The 20,463-nt window shown below is 71.1% G+C and carries 12 protein-coding genes and 1 pseudogene; 7 read left to right on the top strand and 6 right to left on the bottom strand.

The annotated features are described in order from the left end of the window. Positions 1-95: 95 nt before the first annotated feature. Positions 96-755: pseudogene (locus ACWDA7_RS30065) on the bottom strand (terminase gpP N-terminus-related DNA-binding protein); the annotation flags it as partial. A gap of 168 nt (positions 756-923) precedes the next feature. Between ACWDA7_RS30065 and ACWDA7_RS30060 the strand changes: the two are divergent. Further along, positions 924-2,243 carry a sensor histidine kinase gene (locus ACWDA7_RS30060; protein ID WP_450608029.1) on the top strand — a complete coding sequence of 440 codons (1,320 nt, stop codon included), beginning with the start codon at positions 924-926 and terminating at the stop codon, positions 2,241-2,243. A gap of 60 nt (positions 2,244-2,303) precedes the next feature. Here the strand turns inward: ACWDA7_RS30060 and ACWDA7_RS30055 are convergent, their stop codons facing one another. Further along, a complete protein-coding gene (locus ACWDA7_RS30055) occupies positions 2,304-2,798 on the bottom strand; it encodes an SUKH-3 domain-containing protein (protein WP_359400358.1) in 495 nt (164 codons plus the stop codon). A gap of 69 nt (positions 2,799-2,867) precedes the next feature. Further along, on the bottom strand, positions 2,868-3,368 hold the full coding sequence (locus ACWDA7_RS30050) for a YwqJ-related putative deaminase (protein WP_450608027.1): 501 nt from the start codon (positions 3,366-3,368) through the stop codon (positions 2,868-2,870). 263 nt (positions 3,369-3,631) lie between these two features. On the opposite strand from ACWDA7_RS30050, the gene ACWDA7_RS30045 reads away from it, so the two are divergent. The 3 genes from ACWDA7_RS30045 (at position 3,632) to ACWDA7_RS30035 (ending at position 8,431) form a co-directional block, all read left to right on the top strand. Beyond that, a complete protein-coding gene (locus ACWDA7_RS30045) occupies positions 3,632-4,660 on the top strand; it encodes an SMI1/KNR4 family protein (RefSeq protein WP_450608025.1) in 1,029 nt (342 codons plus the stop codon). A 9-nt stretch (positions 4,661-4,669) separates the two neighbouring features. Next, on the top strand, positions 4,670-7,357 hold the full coding sequence (locus ACWDA7_RS30040) for an SUKH-4 family immunity protein (protein ID WP_450608023.1): 2,688 nt from the start codon (positions 4,670-4,672) through the stop codon (positions 7,355-7,357). Between the two features lie 189 nt (positions 7,358-7,546). Then, complete coding sequence (locus tag ACWDA7_RS30035; protein ID WP_450608022.1) at positions 7,547-8,431, top strand: cellulose-binding protein; 885 nt, start codon at positions 7,547-7,549, stop codon at positions 8,429-8,431. 30 nt (positions 8,432-8,461) lie between these two features. Here ACWDA7_RS30035 and ACWDA7_RS30030 read toward each other — a convergent pair whose 3' ends face one another. The 3 genes from ACWDA7_RS30030 to ACWDA7_RS30020 all read right to left on the bottom strand — a co-directional run bounded on the left by ACWDA7_RS30030 (position 8,462) and on the right by ACWDA7_RS30020 (position 12,612). Further along, positions 8,462-10,099 carry a sodium/solute symporter gene (locus tag ACWDA7_RS30030; RefSeq protein ID WP_450608020.1) on the bottom strand — a complete coding sequence of 546 codons (1,638 nt, stop codon included), beginning with the start codon at positions 10,097-10,099 and terminating at the stop codon, positions 8,462-8,464. Then, positions 10,096-10,554 carry a DUF485 domain-containing protein gene (locus tag ACWDA7_RS30025; RefSeq protein WP_450608019.1) on the bottom strand — a complete coding sequence of 153 codons (459 nt, stop codon included), beginning with the start codon at positions 10,552-10,554 and terminating at the stop codon, positions 10,096-10,098. The genes ACWDA7_RS30030 and ACWDA7_RS30025 overlap by 4 nt, the downstream gene beginning before the upstream one ends. Positions 10,555-11,109: 555 nt before the next feature. After that, positions 11,110-12,612: an MFS transporter gene (locus tag ACWDA7_RS30020; protein ID WP_450608018.1), complete on the bottom strand. Its 1,503-nt coding sequence runs from the start codon at positions 12,610-12,612 to the stop codon at positions 11,110-11,112. A 519-nt stretch (positions 12,613-13,131) separates the two neighbouring features. Here ACWDA7_RS30020 and ACWDA7_RS30015 point away from each other — a divergent pair. From ACWDA7_RS30015 to mfd, 3 genes are all read left to right on the top strand, one after another. Then, positions 13,132-13,920, top strand: a complete 789-nt coding sequence (locus ACWDA7_RS30015) for an ABC transporter ATP-binding protein (protein ID WP_450608017.1) — start codon at positions 13,132-13,134, stop codon at positions 13,918-13,920. After that, positions 13,917-16,496, top strand: a complete 2,580-nt coding sequence (locus tag ACWDA7_RS30010) for an ABC transporter permease (RefSeq protein ID WP_450608015.1) — start codon at positions 13,917-13,919, stop codon at positions 16,494-16,496. Before ACWDA7_RS30015 ends, ACWDA7_RS30010 begins: the two co-directional genes overlap by 4 nt. Positions 16,497-16,744: 248 nt before the next feature. Then, positions 16,745-20,284, top strand: a complete 3,540-nt coding sequence (gene mfd, locus ACWDA7_RS30005) for a transcription-repair coupling factor (RefSeq protein WP_450608013.1) — start codon at positions 16,745-16,747, stop codon at positions 20,282-20,284. Positions 20,285-20,463 lie beyond the last annotated feature (179 nt).

The following is a 20,463-nucleotide window of genomic DNA, read 5'->3' as shown; positions in this document are numbered from 1 at the left end:
ATCGCCGCAGCGGCCCTCGTCCTGCTCCAGCTCGAGTACGACCGAACCATCTGAACGATCACACAACGTCATGATCCATTACCGGGAAAGGCTCAGTGTCGCTCTGCGGCGGCCACGTCGGCGGTTTCGTGGATCATGACGCGGAACCGCAGTCGGTCGCGCGTCACATGGAGCAGGTCGAGCCATGCCAGGTAGACCTGGATCACCGAAGGGTCGCTATTGACGAAGACGACGGCTTCCCGGCGCTGGCACGGCTTGCTCTTCTGCCCCTCGGCCCAATAGAGGGCCACGCCCGTCATGAACAGGTCCCGGCTCGACATTTCTCCGATCTCTCGCGTGGCGGTCGTCTTGGTTTGCTGTCGCTTCTCGTCCCGTACCGCCGATTCATGTTCCCAGCGCTTGCGCGCCGCGAGCTTCGCCTGCTCCGTCGGGTCGCGACGTTCCGGCCTCGGAAGATCCCGCACCCAGAGCGAGACCGAGCTCTTCGAGCACCCCAGCTCCGTCTCGATCCGGTCGTATGTCCAGCCCTGGAGCCTCAGCTCCCGTGCCCTCTCCCGCAGGTCGTCCTTGGCTCGCGGGCGCTTCGTCCACTCCGGTGGCGGCTCCCCCTTCACCAGCTGGTTGAGGATGTCGTTGTTGTAGATCTTCAGTTCGTCCCGGATCCGCCGAAGGCTGAGCCCCGCGCGCCGTAGCGCCACCGCCTGTTCCCTCAGTCCCTCGAAGTCCGCGTACTTGCTGCTTCGTGCATGTGCCATGGGCGTACCGTCCGGGCGGAATGTGGACGTCCGGGGTCGAACGATGCGCGATTCAGCAGTTCGAGGGATTGCGGTCGGTTTCGCTTCTGTTCGATTACGCAGTGTGGTGTGATCCAGCCGTCGAAACTCGCCGGAAAACCTGGGCCTTGCGCCCGTAGGCTGGGAGCCATGACGACGACGGGGGAAGTCGACACCGGGGCCGACGCCGGGCCGTGGTGGTGGGCGCGGTGGCGTAGTGCCGTGCTCGATATCTCGCTCGCGGCGGTGTCCGCCGTGGAGTGTGCGGTGGAGGGGATCCAGTTCTCGCGGGACGCCGGGCTGCCGGTCCCTGTCGGCATGGTGTTCGGTCTGTTTGCCGGGGTCACGCTGCTGTTGCGGCGGAAGTGGCCGATCGCCGTGGTGCTGGTCTCGATCGCGATCACGCCGGCTCAGATGGGGTTCCTGCTGGGGCTCGTCGGGTTGTACACGCTGGCCGCGTCCGAGTTGCCCCGGCGGATTATCGGGGCGCTCGCGGGGATGTCGTTCGCCGGGATGTTCATCGTGACGTATGTGCGGGCGCATCAGGGGATGGTGCGGGGGGATCTGGCGATCGCGGGCGGGTTCATTCCGTTCCTGTCGGTGACGACGGCGCTCGGTATGACGGCTCCTCCGGTGCTGCTGGGGCTGTATGTGGGTGCCCGGCGGCGGTTGATGGAGAGCTTGCGGGAGCGGGCGGACTCGTTGGAGCGGGAGCTGATGCTGCTCGCGGAGCGGGCGGAGGAGCGGGCCGAGTGGGCGCGGAACGAGGAGCGGACGCGGATCGCGCGGGATATGCACGACGTCGTCGCTCATCGGGTGAGTCTGATGGTGGTGCATGCCGCGGCTCTGCAGGCGGTGGCGCGGAAGGATCCGGAGAAGGCCGTCAGGAACGCCGCGCTGGTGGGTGACATGGGCCGGCAGGCGCTGACGGAGTTGCGCGAGATGCTCGGTGTGCTGCGCAGCGGTGAGGGGTCGGTGGGCCGGCAGGCGCGGGCGGTGGTGCCGTCGGCTTCGGTGGGTGTGGTGGTTGCGGCTGCTGTGTCGCGGTCTGTGGACGAGGGTTCGGACGGTCCGAGGCTGGCGGAGCTCGAGGAGTTGATCGGCCAGTCGGCGGCGGCGGGGATGGTGGTCCATCTGTCGGTCGAGGGCGCGGTGCGTTCGTATGCGCGTGAGGTGGAGCAGACGGCGTATCGCGTGGTGCAGGAGGCGCTGACGAACGTGCACAAGCATGCGGCGGGTGCGAAGACGCATGTCCGGCTTGCGCATCGTTCGGCGGAGATCGCGATGCAGGTGGAGAACGAGCCGCCGCCGGCGCCGGGTTCGGCGGAGGCGGCCCGGTTGCCGAGTGGCGGCAATGGCCTGGTGGGGATGAAGGAGCGGGTCAGCGCGCTGGGTGGGGTGTTTGTTTCGGGGCCGACGGATGCGGGTGGGTTCCGGGTGTCGGCGGTGATTCCGGCCCAGGCGGCGTGAGGCGCCGCCGCGCCGCGCTGTCGCGGGGCGGGTTGTGGCTCTCGGGTGTGCCCGGTGTGGTCAGCCGGCGGTGAGCCGTACGGGTTCGATTCCGGCCAGGAGTGTGGTGAGGCCGTGGTCGATGTCGGGGCCGAGGTACCAGTCGCCGGTGTGGTCGAGGGCGTAGACGCGGCCTTCGGTGTCTATGGCGAGCAGGGTGCGGCTGTCGGTTTCCTCGCCGAGGGGGCAGACCTCGGTGTCGAGGGCGCGGCCGAGGTCGCCGAGGGTGCGGGCCATGTGGAGGCCGTGCAGGGGGTCCAGATGGAGGGCTGCGGGGGCGAGGCCGCGGCCGGGGCCCTGTGCGGTGATGTGCAGGGCGCCGAATTCCGCCCAGGCCTCGACGGCTGCGGGGAAGACCGCGTGGCGGTGGCCTGCGGGGGATTCGTGGCTGCGGAGGGTGTCGGCCCAGATCTCGGCTTGCTTTATGTCCCAGCGGCCCGGTTGCCAGCCGGCGGCGCGGAGTGCGGCGTCGACGGGGACGGGGAAGCGTGTGGTCGAGGTGCGGTCGGTGTGCATCTGCCCTTCGTTCGTCGTGTGCCGTGGTCGGCGCGGGTGGTGGTGCGGTCTGCGGTGGGTGCTGTGGGGTCAGTCCTGTGCGGTGGGGTCGACGATGCGTACGCCGAAGTGGTCGCTGAGTGCGGTGCAGGCGTGGCAGGGGGTGGCGAAACTGCCGTGGAGGGGGTCGCCGTCCTCGCGGATGCGGCGGGTGGTGAGCTTGGCCTGTTTGAGGGCTTTGCGGGCTTCGCCGTTGGTCATGGGTTTGCGGGCGGCGCGTTTGCTGCGGGCGGCGTCGGCGGCGGCGATGTGCCGGGAGATGAGGATCGCTTCGGCGCAGCGCCCGGTGAAGCGGTCGCGCTGGCCGCTCGTGAGGGTATCGAGGAAGTCCTGTACGAGTGGGTGCAGGATCGGGGGCTGGTCGCCGCGTCCGGCGGTGCCGGTGAGAGTGGTGCCGCAGACGGAGAGGGCGGCGGCGACGGTGGGGAGTATGCCGTCGCGGCGGTGGCGGAGGGTGGGGGCGGGGGTGGCCTCGGTGGCCCTCCAGCCGATGCGTGGATCTCCCGAAGTGCCTGTTTGCGTCGCTGTCATGATCGTCTTCCCCTCCCTTGCATCCCCCCTGGGTGGACACAGACTGCCAAATGCCCTCGCTGATGCGGAAGCTGGGGCGCTGCGACACGCCAGGGTTTGGTCGTAGCGTCACGGCGGGGTGACGGCTGGTCACGGGGTGGCCGGGGGTCGGTGGGTGGCGGACCTGAGGCCGGTGACCTGTGTCGTCGTAGCGCTTAGGCTGTGGACATCCGCGATCCACAGGGCCATAGAGGCCGGACAGAGCGCCGCAGGGGGCAATCGTCATGACGACAGGTCGGCTCGGGCTGGGAGTACCACCCGGCGGCCAGGCCGGGGGACAGGTCGCGCCGCCGAACGCGGCTTATGCCGGGCAGGTGGTGCACTTTCCGGATCCGGTGAGGGCTGCTCGTCACCCGGGAGGGGTGCGTGTCGATGAGCACGGCTACCCGGATTTCTCGCCGTACGCCCGTGCGGCCGCGGAGATCGCCGAGCCTCCGGAGGGTTTCGGTGTGGATGAGTTGCGGCTGACGGATTTCGTGTCCGCGAACGCGGCGCTGGCGGTGTCGGGGCACGATCTGTGGGACTCGATTCCGGCGGTGGCGACGCCGCACGGCTGGACGTGGCATCACGTTCGGGGGTCGCGGCGCCTGGAGTTGGTCCCGGTCGAGGTGAAGGCGCTGCTGCGGCATCACGGTGGGATCGCGACGGCGAACGTCGATCAGAACAAGCGTGGTACGCGGCCGTTGCAGGAGACGCGTCCGGCGCACCTGGGGTTGCCGAGGTCGTCGGTCGCGGTGACCGAGCAGCAGGTGCAGGGCGTCGAGGAGGACTTGGGGTACCGGTTGCCGGGTGCCTACCGTTCGTTCCTGAAGGCGGCGGGTGGTTGTGCGCCGGTGGGTGTGGCGCTCGATCCGGAGCTGGGCCTCCTGCTGGATCAGCCGTTCTTCACGGTGCGTGACGAGGCGGCGGTCAACGACCTTGTGTATGTGAACAAGTGTCTGCGTGATCACCTGACGAAGGATTATCTGGCCGTCGGTTTTGTGCAGGGCGGTCTGCTTGCGGTGAAGGTGAAGGGCGACCGGATCGGTTCGGTCTGGTTCTGTGCGTACGACGACGCGCGTGACGTGGATGCGTCGTGGCCTCCGGCGGACCGTTTGCAGCGGTTGTTGCTGCCGTGCGGCGACGATTTCGATCAGTTCCTGTCGCGGTTGGTGGGCAGTCCGCCGGAGTTGGAGACGGTGGCGAATCTGATGGTGGACGGCGGTTTCGCGCGTGCGGTGCCGGTGTCGCCGGCGTCTTCGGTGGGGGAGTGAGTCGAGCCGATGGTGACGTTCGCGCAGGCGCAGGAGCGCGCCGAAGAGTGGATCAACGGTGATGTGCCGTCGTACCAGCATCGTGAGGTGCGGGTGCGGGAGTTCGAGCTGGGCTTCGTGGTGTGGGCGGAGGACCGCGCCGAGGGGCCGCGGTCGGACGGGGGCGCGCAGCGGCTGGTGATCGCCCGTGACAGTGGTGAAGCCACGTTGTGGCCGGCCTTGCCGGTGGGTGAGGTGATCCGCAGGTACGAGGAGCAGTACGGGGCGCGGGACGCGGCGCCGCAGCCGTCGCCGGCGCGTGCTGCGCGGGTGGATCTGAACCAGACGTCGTTCCTGTTGAGTCCGCCGGAGTGGCTCCAGGAGGCGGCGGACAGGATGGGCATCCCGGATCGCCGCCGTGGTGAAGGGGCCTCGTCCGGGACGTCCGAGGGTGCGGGTGCCGGGGTGCGTCCGGCAGCTGCCGCCACCCCGGCGGAGCCGGTGTCCTCGGGTACGGCGTGGCCTGCGGCCGGGGGTAGGGACGCGGCGCAGGGTGCGCCGGCGGGGGCGACGCCGTGGACGGGGACGGACACCAACGCCGAGGCGGGCGAGGACCGTTCGGTTCCGCTGCCGGCGACGGTGTCCGCGCCGCAGTTGAGCGATGCCGACGGCGATACGCCGCCGGTGTCCGCGCCGCACGCGCAGACCGCGCTGATCGAGGGCGGCAGCCGGCTGCCCCGCACGACGGTGGCTCCGGTGGTGGACGAGCTGGGAGCGGGGGTTCCGGGCGCTCCGCAGGGGCCGGGTGCTCCGGCTCCGGCGGGGCCTTCGTACGGCTATCCGCAGGGTCCCGGTGGTGTGCCGGGTGAGACTTCGCCGGTCGGGCCGCCGCAGGGGCCGGGTGCTCCGGGAACGCCGCCGCCTCCCGGTGCTCCTTCGTACGGCTATCCGCAGGGTCCTGCGGGCGGTCCCGGTGCACCTGTTCCCGGTGCGCCCCGTCCGCCGCAGCCTCCGGCCGGTGCGTCCGGGTCCGGCCCGCGGCTCGCGCCGAACGCCGAGGACATCGCCGACGCCGCGACCAGCAAGGCGGCCCCTCCGCGGGCCGCGCGCGCCGGTGGTGCGCCCCTGCCCCCGCCGCCGGGTGTGCCGGGCACGCCGGGGGCCCGACCGGGCGCCGCACCGCCGCCGGGTGCCGCGCAGGGCGGCTACGTGCCCACACAACTCGTCTCGCAGCTCGGCCCGGAGGGCACGGCGACGCCGGGTACGCCTCAGCCTGGTGGGGCTCAGGCGCCGGGCGTGCCGGGAGCCCCTCAAACTTCGGGAGCGCCCGGGGCTCCGGGTGCCCCGCACCAGCCGGGGCCTCCTCAGCCGCAGCCGCCGGGTGCGCCGCATCAGCCCGGTGGTACGCCTCCCGGCCGTGTGCATCACGCCGCCACGGTGTTTGCCGGGCCGCCGGCGGGCGGTCCGGGCGGTCCGGGTGCTCCGCAGCCGCCGGGGGCTCCTGGTGCGCCCGGTACGCCCCCTGGCGCTCCCGGTGTTCCCGCGACGCCCGGTGTTCCGGGTGCCCCCGCCGCTCCGGGTGCTCCCGGTGCCGTGCATCACGCCGAGACCATGATGGCCGGGACGCCCGGTGCGCCTCCGCCGCCCCCGGGGGTGCCGGGTGTGCCGCCCGTCGCTCCCCACGGGGTGCCGGGGCAGCCGCTGCCCGGGCAGCAGCCGTCGTACGGGTATCCGCCTCCCGGGCAGGCGACGGTCGGCCCCGGCTACCAGGCCGTGTTGCGCTACCGCGCCCAAGACGGTTCCGAGCAGCAGGTGATCCGGCGTTCGGCGCCGGGCACCCCGCACCCGGAGTGGCAGATCTTCCACGAGCTGCGGGCGATGAACGTGCCGCCGAACCAGGTGCTGGAGTTGCACACGGAGCTGGAGTCGTGCGAGCTGCCGGGTGCGTACTGCGCCCGGATGATCCGGGAGAACTGGCCGCAGGCCCGGATCACCAGCATCGCCCCGTACGGCACCGACCATGCCTCGCGTCAGCAGGGCATGCAGCAACTGCTCGCACATCAGGGTGAGTTGCACCAGGTGGCGGACGGTCCGGCGCGCCCGGGTCCGGTGCGCGCGCCGCTGCCCCCGTTGCAGCCGACGCCGCCGATCCCGCCGGAGGGCATCGCGCAGGAGCTTGCCGGTGCGTTCGGTCCTGGGATCTTCAGGTTCGACCAGGCCGCGGTCTCCCGGCAGGGTGTGCCGCCGATCGTTGCGCACACCCTGGTGGTGGCCGGACTGCCGTTCGACATGGGCCCGTTCTTCTGGGCGCAGGCCCAGCCGGGCCGTCCGGTGCCCACGCTGGCGGAGCTGGCGCAGGAGCGCGGAGTGCAGCCCGCCCAGGACGCGGGCTCGTATCTGGTGATGGGCAGTGACTTCGGCAAGGCGATCTGTGTGCAGTACGGCACGGCGAACATCGTCGCGGTGCCCGTGGAAGCGGGTGCCGGCGGTGTTTCGGTGCCACCGCAGTTCGTGAACAGCGGTCTGCCGGAGTTCGCGCGCTGTCTGGCGCTGCTGGGCCGGATGTGGCGGCTTCGGTTCGGGCTCAACCAGGAGCAGGCGGGCCGCTGGACCGTCGACTTCCAGGCGCAGCTCGCCTCGCTGGACCCGGCGGCGCTCGGTTCGCCGGAGAGCTGGTGGTCGGTGCTGCTGGAGCAGATGTGGGACGGATTGCTGTGACCCGTTCCTGACGCAACGCCATGGGGCTGGGCCCGGTCGCACGAGCGATCGGGCCCAGCCCCTTTTTCAGGTGCTCTTCAGCGTTATCCGTTGCTTGCATGGGGAGTGTCGCGTTATGAACACTTCTGCGTGATCCATCAAGATGTGCGCACATGATCGACCGGTGTGGGTCAGGCGGAGAGGGGATCCATGAGCAGCACATCGGGGTCGCCGCGCGGCTTCTTGCCCGTGCGGCGCGGCTACCGTCCCGATCAGGTCGACGCGTACGCCGCGGCCCTCGCGCGGGACCGCGACGCCGCCTGGGAGCGAGCCGCCCGGCTCACCGTGCTGGCCAAGGAGATGGAGGGCGATCTGGAGCGGCTGCGCGAGACGGTGGCGCAACTGGGCCCCCAGACGTACGAGGCCCTCGGCGATCGGGCCCGGCAGCTGTTCGACATGGCGCAGGAGCAGGCCGCCACGCTCAGGGAGGAGACGCGCCAGGAGACGCAGGCCCTGGTCGACGCGGCGGAGGACGCCGCCCGGCAGCTGCGGGAGACCGCGCAGGCGAGCGCGGACGCGGTGCGCGCCGAGGCCGAGGAGAGGATCCGCACCCGGCTGCTGGCCGCCCGGGCCGAGGCCGACGATGTACGGATCGCGGCGCGGCGCGAGGTGAAGGAGGGGCGCGGCGAGGCGCTGGCCGCGCTGCGCGAGGTACGGCAGCGCACCGAGACGCTCCTCACCGAGCAGAAGCGGGAGCACGCCGAGCGCCTGGAGGGCGAGGAGCGCGCCGCGGAGGTGCGGGCCGCCGCGGTCGAGGCGTCGGAGGCGGAGCGGGTGGCGCGCGCGGAGGCTTCCCTGTCGGAGGCGAAGCGGGCGCTGGCCGAGACCGAGGAGGTGACCAGGCACCTCCAGCGGGACGCCCAGGCGCGCGCCGCCGAGTTGATCGCCGATGCGCGTCTGACGGAGGAGCGCATCGCCGGGGAGACGGAACGGGTGCTGCGGGAGCACGGCGAGCAATGGGACTGTGTGCAGGCCCAGATGGACCATGTGCGCAACAGCCTCGCCATGCTGATGGGCCGGGCCGCCGCGGAGTAGGCGGCCCCGGCCGTCCGCGGCGCCCCTTCGTCAGCCGCTTCTTCGCACCGCGCCCGCGAGGATCCATCCCTCCACCGCCTCGTACTGCCGGCGCTGTTCCGCGGCCTGGCGGCGGCCGGAGGCGATCGTGCCGAGCCAGCCGAAGGCGAAGCCCAGAGGGACGGAGACGAGACCGGTGGTGGTGAACGGGAACCAGTTGAAGTCCGCCTCCGGGAAGGCCGCGCCGGGGGTGCCGGAGACCAGGTTGGTGCCGGTCATCAGGACGAGTGTGGCCACCGTGCCGCCGATCAGCGTCCACAGCAGGCCGGTTCGGGTGTAGCGGCGCCAGAAGAGGGTGTACACGAGCGCCGGCGCGATCGCGGACGCCCCGATGCAGAACGACAGTGTCACCAGCGGCTGAAGGCTGAGATGCTGGACGAGGGTGGCGAGCAGGATCGCCACGGCGCCCACCGCCAGCGCCGACAGCCGCGCCACGGTCATCTCGCGACGCGGTGCCAGGTCCCGTACGTGGGAGGCGAACACGTCGTGGGCGAGGGAGTTGGCGCAGGCGAGGATCATTCCGGCCACGGACGCCAGCAGGGTGAGGAAGATCGCCGTCGTCACCGCGGTGAACAGCAGCGTCGCGGCGGCCGACAGGTCCGGCCCGAACGCCGCCCGGGAGCCCAGCAGATAGGCCGTGCGGCCCTGCGGGTCGGCGGCCGCGATGGTCTCCCGCCCGATCAGGGCCGTTGCGCCGAACCCGACGACCGCGATGACGGGGACGAACAAGGTCACCGACGGCACCGCCCAGGACAGCGAGCGGCGCACTTGCCGGGCGCTGTTGGCGGTGTACATGCGCATGGTGATGTGCGGCAGGCAGGCGCCGCCGAGCACCACCGTCAGCTCGGAGGTGATCATGTCGAGGCGCGGGGCCGGGCCGCCCGCGAACTCCAGGCCCGAGTGCAGGAAGGCGTTCCCGGCGCCGCTGTTCTGCGCGGCGGCCTGGAGCAGCGCGCCGGGGTCCCAGCCGAAGCGGTACAGGATGAGCGCGGCGACGGCCGCGCCGGAGCCGAGCAGCATCACGATCTTCAGGATCTGGATGAGGGCGGTGCCCTTCATGCCGCCGATCGCCGCATAGCTGATCATCAGGGTGCCGAGACCGATGACGCAGCCCGTCTTCAGGGAGTCGCCGGAGAAGCCGAGGATGAAGGCCAGCAGGTCCCCGGCCCCGGCGAGTTGGACGAGCATCATCGGCAGCAGCGCGGCGATGGTCACGATGCACGCGGTCATGCGGACCGCACGCCCGGGCATGCGCCGTGCGAGGGCGTCGCCCATGGTGAACCGGCCGGCGTTGCGCAGGGGTTCGGCCAGCAGGAACATCAGCAGCATCAGCGACAGGACCGTGCTCAGAGCGAGGACGACACCGTCGTACCCGGTGAGCGCGATGATCCCGCTGGTGCTGAGCACGGTGGCGGCGGAGATGTAGTCCCCGGCGATGGCGAGGCCGTTGCTCATCGGGGACAGGGAGCCGTAGCCGGTGTAGAACGCGTCGAGGTCGTCGCGGTCAGGTCCGGTCATCACGCACAGCAGGAGCGTGATGGTGGCGACGGAGGTGAACGCCACGAGCGACATGGTCTGCGCCGAACTGCTGAATCCGGTGAGCCCGCCGACCGCGCTCGCGGCGGTCATCGCGCGGCCTCCCGCCTGGCGTCGAGCACGGACTGTCTGCGGATGCGGTCGGCGATCGGGTCGACGGTGCGGCGGGCCGTGTACTCGTACACGGCGATCGCGAGACAGGTGACGGGGACCTGGAGCAGGCCCAGCAGCAGACCCACGGTGAGACCGCCGGAGACCGGCCTCGCCATGAAGGTCGGCGTGAACGCCGAAAGCACCAGGAAGAGCGTGAAGTAGCCCAGCGCGGTGAGCGTGGCCACGCGCCGCAGCCGGCGGTAGGCGGTGCGCAGAACGCGCAGATCGCTGTGGCGCCCGAGCGGCTGGTGGCGTGGCATCCGCCTCCGGCCCGGCCCGTCGGGCGGCGGCTGCCAGGGATAGGTCGGGTACGACGGTGACGAGTGGTGCGGTGAGGAGGAGTTCGGCGGTATGTGCTCGGGCGACGAGTACGACGGCAGAAATGCATCGGGCATCCCGTATCTCCTTGCCGGCTCGGGTCCGTGGCGGCGGACCGCAGGGAGCGGGGGGGTGGCGACGCGCACGCTACCCGTGGCGTTCCGGGCCGTGCGGGCTTTTCACCAAACTGAGCGGTCGGTATGCGCTTACTTCACCGACCTGTGTCGTTACCCGCGTTTACTTCAACCTTGAACGTCTCGCCGGACCGTGCGGCCGGCTCCCGGCGCCGACGGCGACGCCTGAAGCGCCTTGCGACACGGCCCGGCAGCGCGATCGTGCGGCACGTACGGGAGTTGGCCGCCGGGCAGGCGTGGTGACGGCATGGCCTGGCGCCCGGCGTGCCCCCGCTCGGGGCCCGGGCGGACCTCGGTCACTCGCCCGGAGCGTTCAACACGGGCCTGAAGCGCCTGCGTCACCGTCGGGCAGCGCGATCGACGGGCCTTAAGCACCTTGCGGCGCCGCCGGGCAGTGCGATCGTGCGGCACGTACGGGAGTTGGCCGCCGGGCAGGCGCGGTGACGGCATGGCCTGGCGCCCGGCGTGCCCCCCGCTCGGGGCCCGGGCGGACCTCGGTCACTCGCCCGGAGCGTTCAACACAGGGAAGCGGCGCGGTGCCACGCACAGCAGGGCCAGGAAGGCGAGTGCGGCCGCGAAGGACGCGCCCAGGTAGACGGCGTGCACGGCGGACGCGATCGCCCGCCGCGTCGCCTCGGGAGCGGGCCCTGTGTCGAGGCCCCTCGTGATCGAGTCCAGGCCGCCCGCCCCGCCCAGGTGTGCGGACAGGACGCCGTTGGCCACCGCACCGAACAGGGCCGCACCCAGGGTCTGGCCGGTCTGGCGGCAGAAGAGGACGGAGGCCGTCGTCGTACCGCGCTCGGCCCAGCCCACCGTCGACTGGACACCGACGATGAGCGGCAGCTGGAACAGGCCGAGCGCGCCGCCCAGCACCAGCATCAAGAGGGTCGGCTGCCATGCCGCGCCCGGATACGGCAGGAACGGGAACGCCAGCAGGATCAGCGCCCCCGTGCCGATGCCGAGCAGCGCCGTGTCGCGGAAGCCGATGCGCCGGTACACATGCTGGCTGAGCGCGGCCGACACCGGCCAGCTCAACGTCCATACGGACAGCACGAACCCGGCGGCGACCGGGCCGAGACCGAGGACCGCCTGGGCGTACGTCGGAAGGAAGACCGACGGGGCCACCATCAGCAGCCCCAGCGCGCCCAGGGCCAGGTTGACCGCGGCGATCGTACGGCGCCGCCAGACCCAGCCGGGGATGACCGGCTCCGCCGCCCGGCGCTCGACCGCCACCACCACCGCGACCAGCGCGAGTCCCGCGGCGAAGAGGGCCAGCGAGGGTGCCGACAGCCAGGCCCAGGCCACCCCGCCCTGCACCAGCGCGGTCAGCAGGACGCCCCCGCAGGCGAAGATCGCGAGCGCGCCCGCCCAGTCGATACGGGGACGGGGGCCCCGCTCCCGGTACGGCTCGTGCAGATGACGCACGATCAGCCACAGCGCGACGGCCCCGATCGGCAGGTTGACCAGGAAGATCCACCGCCAGTCCGCGTAGGCGGCGAGCACCCCGCCGACCGCCGGACCCGCGATCGCCGACACCGCCCACACCGTGGACAGTTTCGACTGGATCTTCGGCCGCTCCTTCAGCGGGTAGAGGTCGGCGGCGAGTGTCTGCACCGTGCCCTGGAGCGCGCCGCCGCCCAGGCCCTGCACGATGCGGAACGCGATCAGCGCCCCCATGTTCCAGGCGAGCGCGCACAGCAGCGAGCCGAGCAGGAACACGGCCGCGCCCGCGATCAGGACCGGCTTGCGGCCGAAGGTGTCGGAGAGCTTGCCGTACACGGGCAGGGTCACCGTGACGGCCAGCAGATAGCCGGAGAAGAGCCAGGAGAAGACGGAGAAGCCGCCGAGGTCGCCGACGATCTGCGGCACCGCGGTCGACACGACCGTGGAGTCCAGTGCGGCCAGCGCCATGGCGAGCATCAGTGCGGCGACGACGGCGCCGCGGGTCCTGGATCCGGTGTGCTGTACCGCTTGGCGCGTCGCATGTCTGGTGTCGCCCACCGGATGTCCTCCCGTTGCATTTGTCCGCTGCACGCAAGTTTCCCATCGGCTGCGGCGCGGCGGGAGGGCGACCCTGATGCGACGGAGGGAGCGGCTCCGACCCCGGGACCGTCGGACGAGCCGGTCCGTACGCGGCGAGCGGCTTGACCCTCACGCGACGGCAGGGTGGAACCTGGCTGCGCCGGGGGGTGGAGCCGACCCTGAGAAGGGGTCCACCCTCCGGTGGACTGCCCCTAGGGGTTGCTCCGTACCAGGGGTCGGGGAGGGTTCGTCCGGACGGAGGACGAGAGCGGACCGGGCCGTCCTTAACCTGGCTTTACGACGCTGGGGAGCGGCCGGGACGCACGGGGGTCGTGCCGGCGGCACCGCACGGGGTGGGGTTTTCCCCAGCGGAATACGGGGCCCGGCACCAGCGCCCCGGAACCCCTTCGGGCACCAGACTTACCGACGCAGCCAAGCACTCACCGACGTGACGCGGGACCACTGCGCCCGCCGTCGAACCGACATAGGAGATTTGACATGACATCGGCCGTGACCATTCCCAGGCACGGGGGCACTGGAGGGCGTACGGCCGTTGCCGCGCGAGCGCGGCAGGTCGTCAAGGCGTACGGGTCCGGCGAGACCCGTGTCGTCGCCCTCGACCACGTCGACGTGGACATCGCCCGCGGCCAGTTCACCGCGATCATGGGCCCCTCGGGGTCCGGCAAGTCCACGCTGATGCACTGCCTCGCCGGGCTGGACACCGTGACGAGTGGTCAGATCTTCCTCGACGAGACGGAGATCACCCGCCTGAAGGACAAGAAGCTCACGCAGCTGCGCCGGGACCGGATCGGGTTCATCTTCCAGGCGTTCAACCTGCTGCCGACACTGAACGCGATCGAGAACATCACGCTGCCCATGGACATCGCGGGCCGCAAGCCGGACCGCGCGTGGCTGGACCGGGTGGTGGAGACCGTGGGCCTGGCCGACCGGCTCAAGCACCGGCCCACCCAGCTCTCCGGCGGCCAGCAGCAGCGCGTCGCCGTGGCCCGCGCCCTGGCCGCCCGCCCGGAGATCATCTTCGGTGACGAGCCGACCGGAAACCTCGACTCGCGGGCCGGCGCCGAGATCCTGGGCTTCCTGCGCCGCTCCGTCGACGACCTCGGCCAGACCATCGTGATCGTCACCCACGACCCGGTCGCCGCCTCGTACGCCGATCGCGTGCTGTACCTGGCCGACGGCCGGATCGTCGACGAGATGCTCAAGCCGACCGCGGACGCGGTCCTCGACCGCATGAAGGACTTCGACGCCCGGGGGCGCACGTCATGACCGTCCTGAAGACCTCGATGCGCAACTTCTTCGCGCACAAGGGACGGATGGCCCTGTCGGCCGTCGCGGTCCTGCTGTCGGTGGCGTTCGTGTGCGGCACGCTCGTCTTCACCGACACGATGAACACGACGTTCGACAAGCTCTTCGCGGCCACCACCTCGGATGTGTCGGTCAGCGGGAAGGGCGCCTCGGACAGCGGGGAGACCACCTCCGGGAACGGCAGACCGCCCACGATGCCGGCCTCCGTGCTCGCCGAGGTGCGCAAGGTGCAGGGCGTGAAGTCGGCCGAGGGGACGGTGTTCTCCACCTCGGTGACCGTCGTCGACGCCGCCAAGGACAACCTCTCCCCCAAGAGCGGCGCGCCCACCATCGTGGGCAGCTGGAACGGCAACGACGCCCGCACCATGAAGATCACCTCCGGTGCGGCGCCCGAGGGCTCGTCCCAGGTCATGGTCGACGCCGACACCGCCGACAAGCACCATCTGAAAATCGGTGACGAGATCGGTGTGATCAGCGCGGTCGGCACGCACACCGCGAAGATCTCCGGGATCGCCACCTTCACCGTCACCAACCCCGGTGCCGCGATCTTCTACCTGGACACCAGGACCGCCCAGCAGGCGCTCGTGGGCAAGACCGGCGTGTACACGAACGTCAACGTCACCGCGGACAAGGGTGTCAGCGACGAACAGCTGAAGAAGAACGTGGCGGCCGCCGTCGGCGGCGCCTACAAGGTGCAGACCGCCAAGGAGACCGCCGACGCCAACCAGAAGGACGTCGAGGGCTTCCTGAGCGTGATGAAGTACGCGATGCTCGGCTTCGCCGGGATCGCCTTCCTCGTCGGCATCTTCCTGATCATCAACACCTTCTCCATGCTGGTCGCCCAGCGGACGCGGGAGATCGGGCTGCTGCGCGCCATCGGCTCCTCCCGCAAGCAGGTCAACCGCTCGGTGCTGGCCGAGGCGACGCTCCTCGGCGTGTTCGGCTCCGTGCTCGGCGTCGGCGCGGGCGTCGGCATCGCGGTCGGGCTGATGAAGCTCATGGGCTCGATGGGCATGCATCTGTCCACCGACGACCTCACCGTCGCCTGGACGACCCCGGTGGTCGGGCTCGCCCTCGGTGTGATCGTCACGGTCCTGTCCGCCTACCTGCCCGCCCGGCGCGCCGGCAAGGTCTCGCCGATGGCCGCCCTGCGCGACGTGGGCGCCCCGGCCGACGCGAAGGCGGGCCTCGTCCGCGCCCTGGTCGGCCTGCTCTTCACCGGCGCCGGCGCCTACTGCCTCTACCTGGCCGCGGCCGCGGACAAGGCGACGGACGGCTCGCTGTGGCTCGGTCTCGGCGTGGTCCTCACCCTGCTCGGCTTCGTCACCATCGGCCCGCTGCTCGCCGGCGGTGTGGTCCGGGCGCTCGGTGCGGTCGTCCTGCGGATCTTCGGCCCGGTCGGGCGGATGGCCGAGCGCAACGCGCTGCGCAACCCGCGCCGTACAGGTGCGACGGGCGCCGCCCTGATGATCGGCCTCGCGCTGGTGGCATGCCTGTCGGTGGTCGGCTCCTCGATGGTGGCCTCCGCGACCGAGCAGTTGGACAAGACCGTCGGCACGGACTTCATCGTGCAGAACGACGGCGGCCAGCTGATCACTCCGCAGGCGGTCAAGGCGGTGAAGTCGACGCCCGGTCTCGAGCGGGTCACCGAGTACAAGGTGCTGGACGCCGCGCTGACCACGCCCGACGGAAGCACGTCCAAGAACGAGACGGTCAACGCCGCCGACCCGACGTACGCACAGGACCTGCGCACCAAGACGGTCGCGGGGAACCTGGCGGACGCCTACCGGCCGGACTCGATGTCCGTCTTCGAGGGTTTCGCCAAGAAGCACGACATCAAGATCGGGTCCACGGTGAAGGCCGACTTCAAGGACGGCAGGACGGCGAGCCTGACGGTCCGCGCGATCACCAGCGACGACGTGGTGATCGACAAGGGCGCGATGTACGCCTCCATCGCGACCGTCGCGAAGTACGTGCCGGCCGACACGATGCCGCTGGACGTCCTGGTCTTCGCCACGGCCAAGGACGGCCAGGAGACGGCCGCCTACAAGTCGCTGAAGTCGGCACTGCACGACTATCCGCAGTACACGGTCCGGGACCAGACCGACTACAAGCAGGCACTGAAGGACCAGATCGCCCAGCTGCTGAACATGATCTACGGTCTGCTGGCACTGGCGATCATCGTCGCGATCCTCGGTGTCGTGAACACCCTGGCCCTGTCGGTGGTGGAGCGCACCCGCGAGATCGGACTGATGCGGGCGATCGGTCTCTCACGCCGCCAGCTGCGCAGGATGATCCGCCTGGAGTCCGTCGTGATCGCCCTCTTCGGCGCCCTGCTCGGTCTCGGCCTGGGCATGGGCTGGGGTGCCACGGCCCAGAAGCTCCTGGCCCTGGAGGGGCTGAAGGTGCTCGAGATCCCGTGGGGCACCATCATCGCGGTCTTCATCGGCTCGGCGTTCGTGGGCCTGTTCGCGGCGCTGATCCCGGCCTTCAGGGCGGGCCGGATGAACGTACTGAACGCGATCGCGACCGAGTAGCCACCCGGCGGGGAGTACGGGGGACGAGGCCGGGCCCGGTGGGAATGCCACCGGGCCCGGCCTCGTCCGCGTCGAACCGGTGGCCGGGGTGGGGGATTATGGACGAGTCCGGCGCCGGACGCCCCCGCGCCGGGTTGTCCACAGCCACGGCGCCGACGATCCGGGCGTCGTACGCTGGACACCCCCGGCCCCCCGAAAACTGCGAGGCCGGGTGTTCGTGTTGCCCACCCGGGACGGGATTGCCCTTCATGAGCCTGCACGGTCTGCTCGACGCCGTCGTCAAGGACGCCGCACTCGCGGAAGCGGTCAAGGCCGCCTCCGACGGCAACCGGATGCACGTGGACCTGGTCGGCCCTCCGGCGGCCCGTCCCTTCGCCGTGGCCGCGCTGGCCCGGGACGCGGGCAGGCCGGTACTGGCCGTGACCGCGACGGGGCGTGAGGCCGAGGACCTCGCCGCCGCTCTGCGCTCCCTGCTGCCGCCCGACGGCGTCGTGGAGTACCCGTCGTGGGAGACCCTCCCGCACGAGCGGCTCAGCCCCCGCAGCGACACCGTCGGCCGCCGTCTCGCCGTCCTCAGACGCCTCGCCCACCCGAGACAGGACGACCCGGAGACCGGCCCGGTCTCCGTCGTCGTCGCCCCCGTGCGCTCCGTGCTCCAGCCCCAGGTCAAGGGCCTCGGCGACCTCGAACCGGTCGCCCTGCGCACCGGTCAGCAGGCCGATCTGGAAGATGTCGTGGACGCCCTGGCCGCGGCCGCGTACTCCCGGGTCGAACTGGTGGAGAAACGCGGCGAGTTCGCGGTGCGCGGCGGCATCCTGGACGTCTTCCCGCCCACCGAGGAACACCCCCTGCGCATCGAGTTCTGGGGCGACGACGTCGAGGAGATCCGCTACTTCAAGGTCGCCGACCAGCGCTCCCTGGAGGTCGCCGAGCACGGCCTGTGGGCGCCCCCGTGCCGTGAGCTGCTGCTCACCGACGACGTACGACGGCGGGCCGCCGCCCTCGCCGAGGCACACCCCGAGTTGGGCGAGCTGCTCGGCAAGATCGCCGAGGGCATCGCGGTCGAGGGCATGGAGTCGCTGGCCCCCGTGCTCGTCGACGACATGGAGTTGCTCCTCGACGTCCTGCCCGCGGGCGCGATGGCCGTCGTGTGCGACCCGGAGCGGGTGCGGACACGGGCCGGGGACCTGGTGGCGACCAGCCAGGAGTTCCTGCAGGCGTCCTGGGCTGCCACGGCCGGCGGTGGCGAAGCGCCGATCGACGTCGGCGCGGCCTCCCTGTGGTCCATCGCGGACGTCCGGGAGCGGGCCCGCGAGCTGGGCATGCTGTGGTGGTCGGTGTCGCCGTTCGCGGCCGGCGACGCACTGGACGCCCTGGACGGGGACACCCTCAAGCTCGGCATGCACGCCCCGGAGACCTACCGTGGCGACACCGCGAAGGCACTCGCCGACACCAAGGGCTGGCTCGCCGACGGCTGGCGCACCGTGTTCGTGACGGAGGGGCACGGGCCGGCCTCCCGCACCGTCGAGGTGCTGGGCGGCGAGGGCGTCGCGGCACGCCTGGACATCGACCTCGGACAGATCTCCCCGTCGGTCGTGCACGTCGCGTGCGGCTCCATCGACTACGGCTTCGTGGACCCGGCACTCAAGCTCGCCGTGCTCACCGAGACCGACCTCTCCGGCCAGAAGGCGGCCGGCCGCGAGGGCGCCCGGATGCCGGCCCGCCGCCGCAAGACGATCGACCCGCTGACCCTGGAACCGGGCGACTACATCGTCCACGAGCAGCACGGCGTGGGCCGCTACATCGAGATGGTGCAGCGGACCGTACAGGGCGCCACCCGCGAGTACCTGGTGGTCGAGTACGCCCCGGCCAAGCGCGGCCAGCCTGGCGACCGCCTCTACATCCCGACCGACCAGCTGGAGCAGATCACCAAGTACGTCGGCGGGGAGGCCCCGACCCTGCACCGCCTGGGCGGCGCCGACTGGACGAAGACGAAGGCGCGCGCGAAGAAGGCGGTCAAGGAGATCGCCGCCGACCTGATCAAGCTGTACAGCGCGCGCATGGCCGCGCCAGGCCACGCCTTCGGCCCCGACACGCCGTGGCAGCGCGAGCTGGAGGACGCGTTCCCGTACGCGGAGACCCCGGACCAGCTGACCACGATCGCCGAGGTCAAGGAGGACATGGAGAAGTCGGTCCCGATGGACCGGCTGATCTGCGGCGACGTGGGCTACGGCAAGACGGAGATCGCGGTCCGCGCCGCGTTCAAGGCGGTGCAGGACGGCAAGCAGGTCGCCGTCCTCGTGCCCACCACGCTGCTGGTGCAGCAGCACTTCGGCACGTTCTCCGAGCGCTACTCCCAGTTCCCGGTGAACGTGCGGGCGCTGTCCCGCTTCCAGACGGACACGGAGGCGAAAGCGGTCCTCGAGGGCCTCAAGGACGGCGCGGTGGACCTCGTCATCGGCACCCACCGGCTGTTCTCCTCGGAGACCAAGTTCAAGGACCTGGGCCTGGTCATCGTCGACGAGGAGCAGCGCTTCGGCGTCGAGCACAAGGAGCAGCTGAAGAAGCTGCGCGCCAACGTCGACGTGCTGACCATGTCCGCGACCCCGATCCCCAGGACCCTGGAGATGGCGGTGACGGGCATCCGCGAGATGTCCACGATCACCACCCCGCCGGAGGAGCGCCACCCGGTGCTCACCTTCGTCGGGCCGTACGAGGAGAAGCAGATCGGCGCCGCCATCCGCCGCGAACTGCTGCGCGAGGGCCAGGTCTTCTACATCCACAACCGAGTGGAGTCGATCGACCGGGCCGCGGCCCGCCTGCGCGAGATCGTCCCGGAGGCGCGCATCGCCACCGCCCACGGCCAGATGTCGGAGCAGACGCTGGAACAGGTGGTCGTCGACTTCTGGGAGAAGAAGTACGACGTCCTCGTCTCCACGACGATCGTGGAATCGGGCATCGACATCTCGAACGCGAACACGCTGATCGTGGAGCGAGGCGACAACTTCGGCCTCTCCCAGCTGCACCAGCTGCGCGGCCGCGTCGGCCGGAGCCGAGAACGCGGCTACGCCTACTTCCTGTACCCGCCGGAGAAGCCGCTCACCGAGACGGCCCACGAACGCCTGGCGACCATCGCCCAGCACACGGAGATGGGCGCGGGCATGTACGTGGCGATGAAGGACCTGGAGATCCGCGGCGCGGGCAACCTGCTCGGCGGCGAACAGTCGGGTCACATCGCGGGCGTCGGCTTCGACCTGTACGTACGGATGGTCGGCGAGGCGGTCGCCGACTACCGCGCGTCGCTCGAGGGCGGCGTGGAGGAGGAGCCCCCGCTCGAGGTCAAGATCGAGCTGCCCGTCGACGCTCACGTCCCGCACGACTACGCGCCCGGCGAGCGGCTGCGTCTGCAGGCCTACCGCGCGATCGCCTCCGCGAACTCGGAGGAGGACATCAGGTCCGTCCGCGAGGAACTCGCCGACCGCTACGGCAAGCTGCCGGAGCCCGTCGAGAACCTCCTCCTCGTGGCGGGCCTGCGCATGCTCGCCCGCGCGTGCGGCGTCGGCGAGACCGTCCTGCAGGGCAACAACATCCGCTTCGCCCCGGTGGAGCTGAGGGAATCCCAGGAGCTGCGGCTCAAGCGGCTCTACCCGGGCACCGTCATCAAGCCGGCACTCCACCAGGTCCTGGTGCCCCGCCCCAAGACCGCGAAGGTGGGCGGCAAGCCACTGGTCGGACGGGAACTGCTGGGCTGGGTCGGAGAGTTCCTGACGACGATCCTGGGGTCGTAGGCCCCGGACTGTTCGGGTCGAAACGGGAGGGGCCGCCGCCGAAGGCACCTGCCTTGCCGCCGCACGCGCCCGGTGTGCATCCGCCGAGCGTCGGGCAGTGGTATGTCCATGACCTCCCGGCGGCTACCGTGTGATCAGGGCAGCCGCGCCTGCGGGGGCCGGTTCGGATGATGAGCGGT

It is taken from the genome of Streptomyces sp. NPDC001156 (assembly GCF_053598275.1).
Note: the sequence above shows the minus strand (reverse complement) of the source record. Positions and strands in the feature narration are given on the sequence as shown.

Bases quoted from the DNA above. Each gene is read 5' to 3' on its own strand.
- ACWDA7_RS30040 (WP_450608023.1), top strand. From the start codon at position 4,670: ATGGTGACGTTCGCGCAGGCGCAGGAGCGCGCCGAAGAGTGGATCAAC.
- ACWDA7_RS30055 (WP_359400358.1), bottom strand. From the start codon at position 2,798: ATGCACACCGACCGCACCTCGACCACACGCTTCCCCGTCCCCGTCGAC.
- ACWDA7_RS30010 (WP_450608015.1), top strand. From the start codon at position 13,917: ATGACCGTCCTGAAGACCTCGATGCGCAACTTCTTCGCGCACAAGGGA.
- ACWDA7_RS30025 (WP_450608019.1), bottom strand. From the start codon at position 10,554: ATGCCCGATGCATTTCTGCCGTCGTACTCGTCGCCCGAGCACATACCG.
- mfd (WP_450608013.1), top strand. From the start codon at position 16,745: ATGAGCCTGCACGGTCTGCTCGACGCCGTCGTCAAGGACGCCGCACTC.
- ACWDA7_RS30030 (WP_450608020.1), bottom strand. From the start codon at position 10,099: ATGACCGCCGCGAGCGCGGTCGGCGGGCTCACCGGATTCAGCAGTTCG.
- ACWDA7_RS30050 (WP_450608027.1), bottom strand. From the start codon at position 3,368: ATGACAGCGACGCAAACAGGCACTTCGGGAGATCCACGCATCGGCTGG.
- ACWDA7_RS30035 (WP_450608022.1), top strand. From the start codon at position 7,547: ATGAGCAGCACATCGGGGTCGCCGCGCGGCTTCTTGCCCGTGCGGCGC.
- ACWDA7_RS30060 (WP_450608029.1), top strand. From the start codon at position 924: ATGACGACGACGGGGGAAGTCGACACCGGGGCCGACGCCGGGCCGTGG.
- ACWDA7_RS30045 (WP_450608025.1), top strand. From the start codon at position 3,632: ATGACGACAGGTCGGCTCGGGCTGGGAGTACCACCCGGCGGCCAGGCC.
- ACWDA7_RS30015 (WP_450608017.1), top strand. From the start codon at position 13,132: ATGACATCGGCCGTGACCATTCCCAGGCACGGGGGCACTGGAGGGCGT.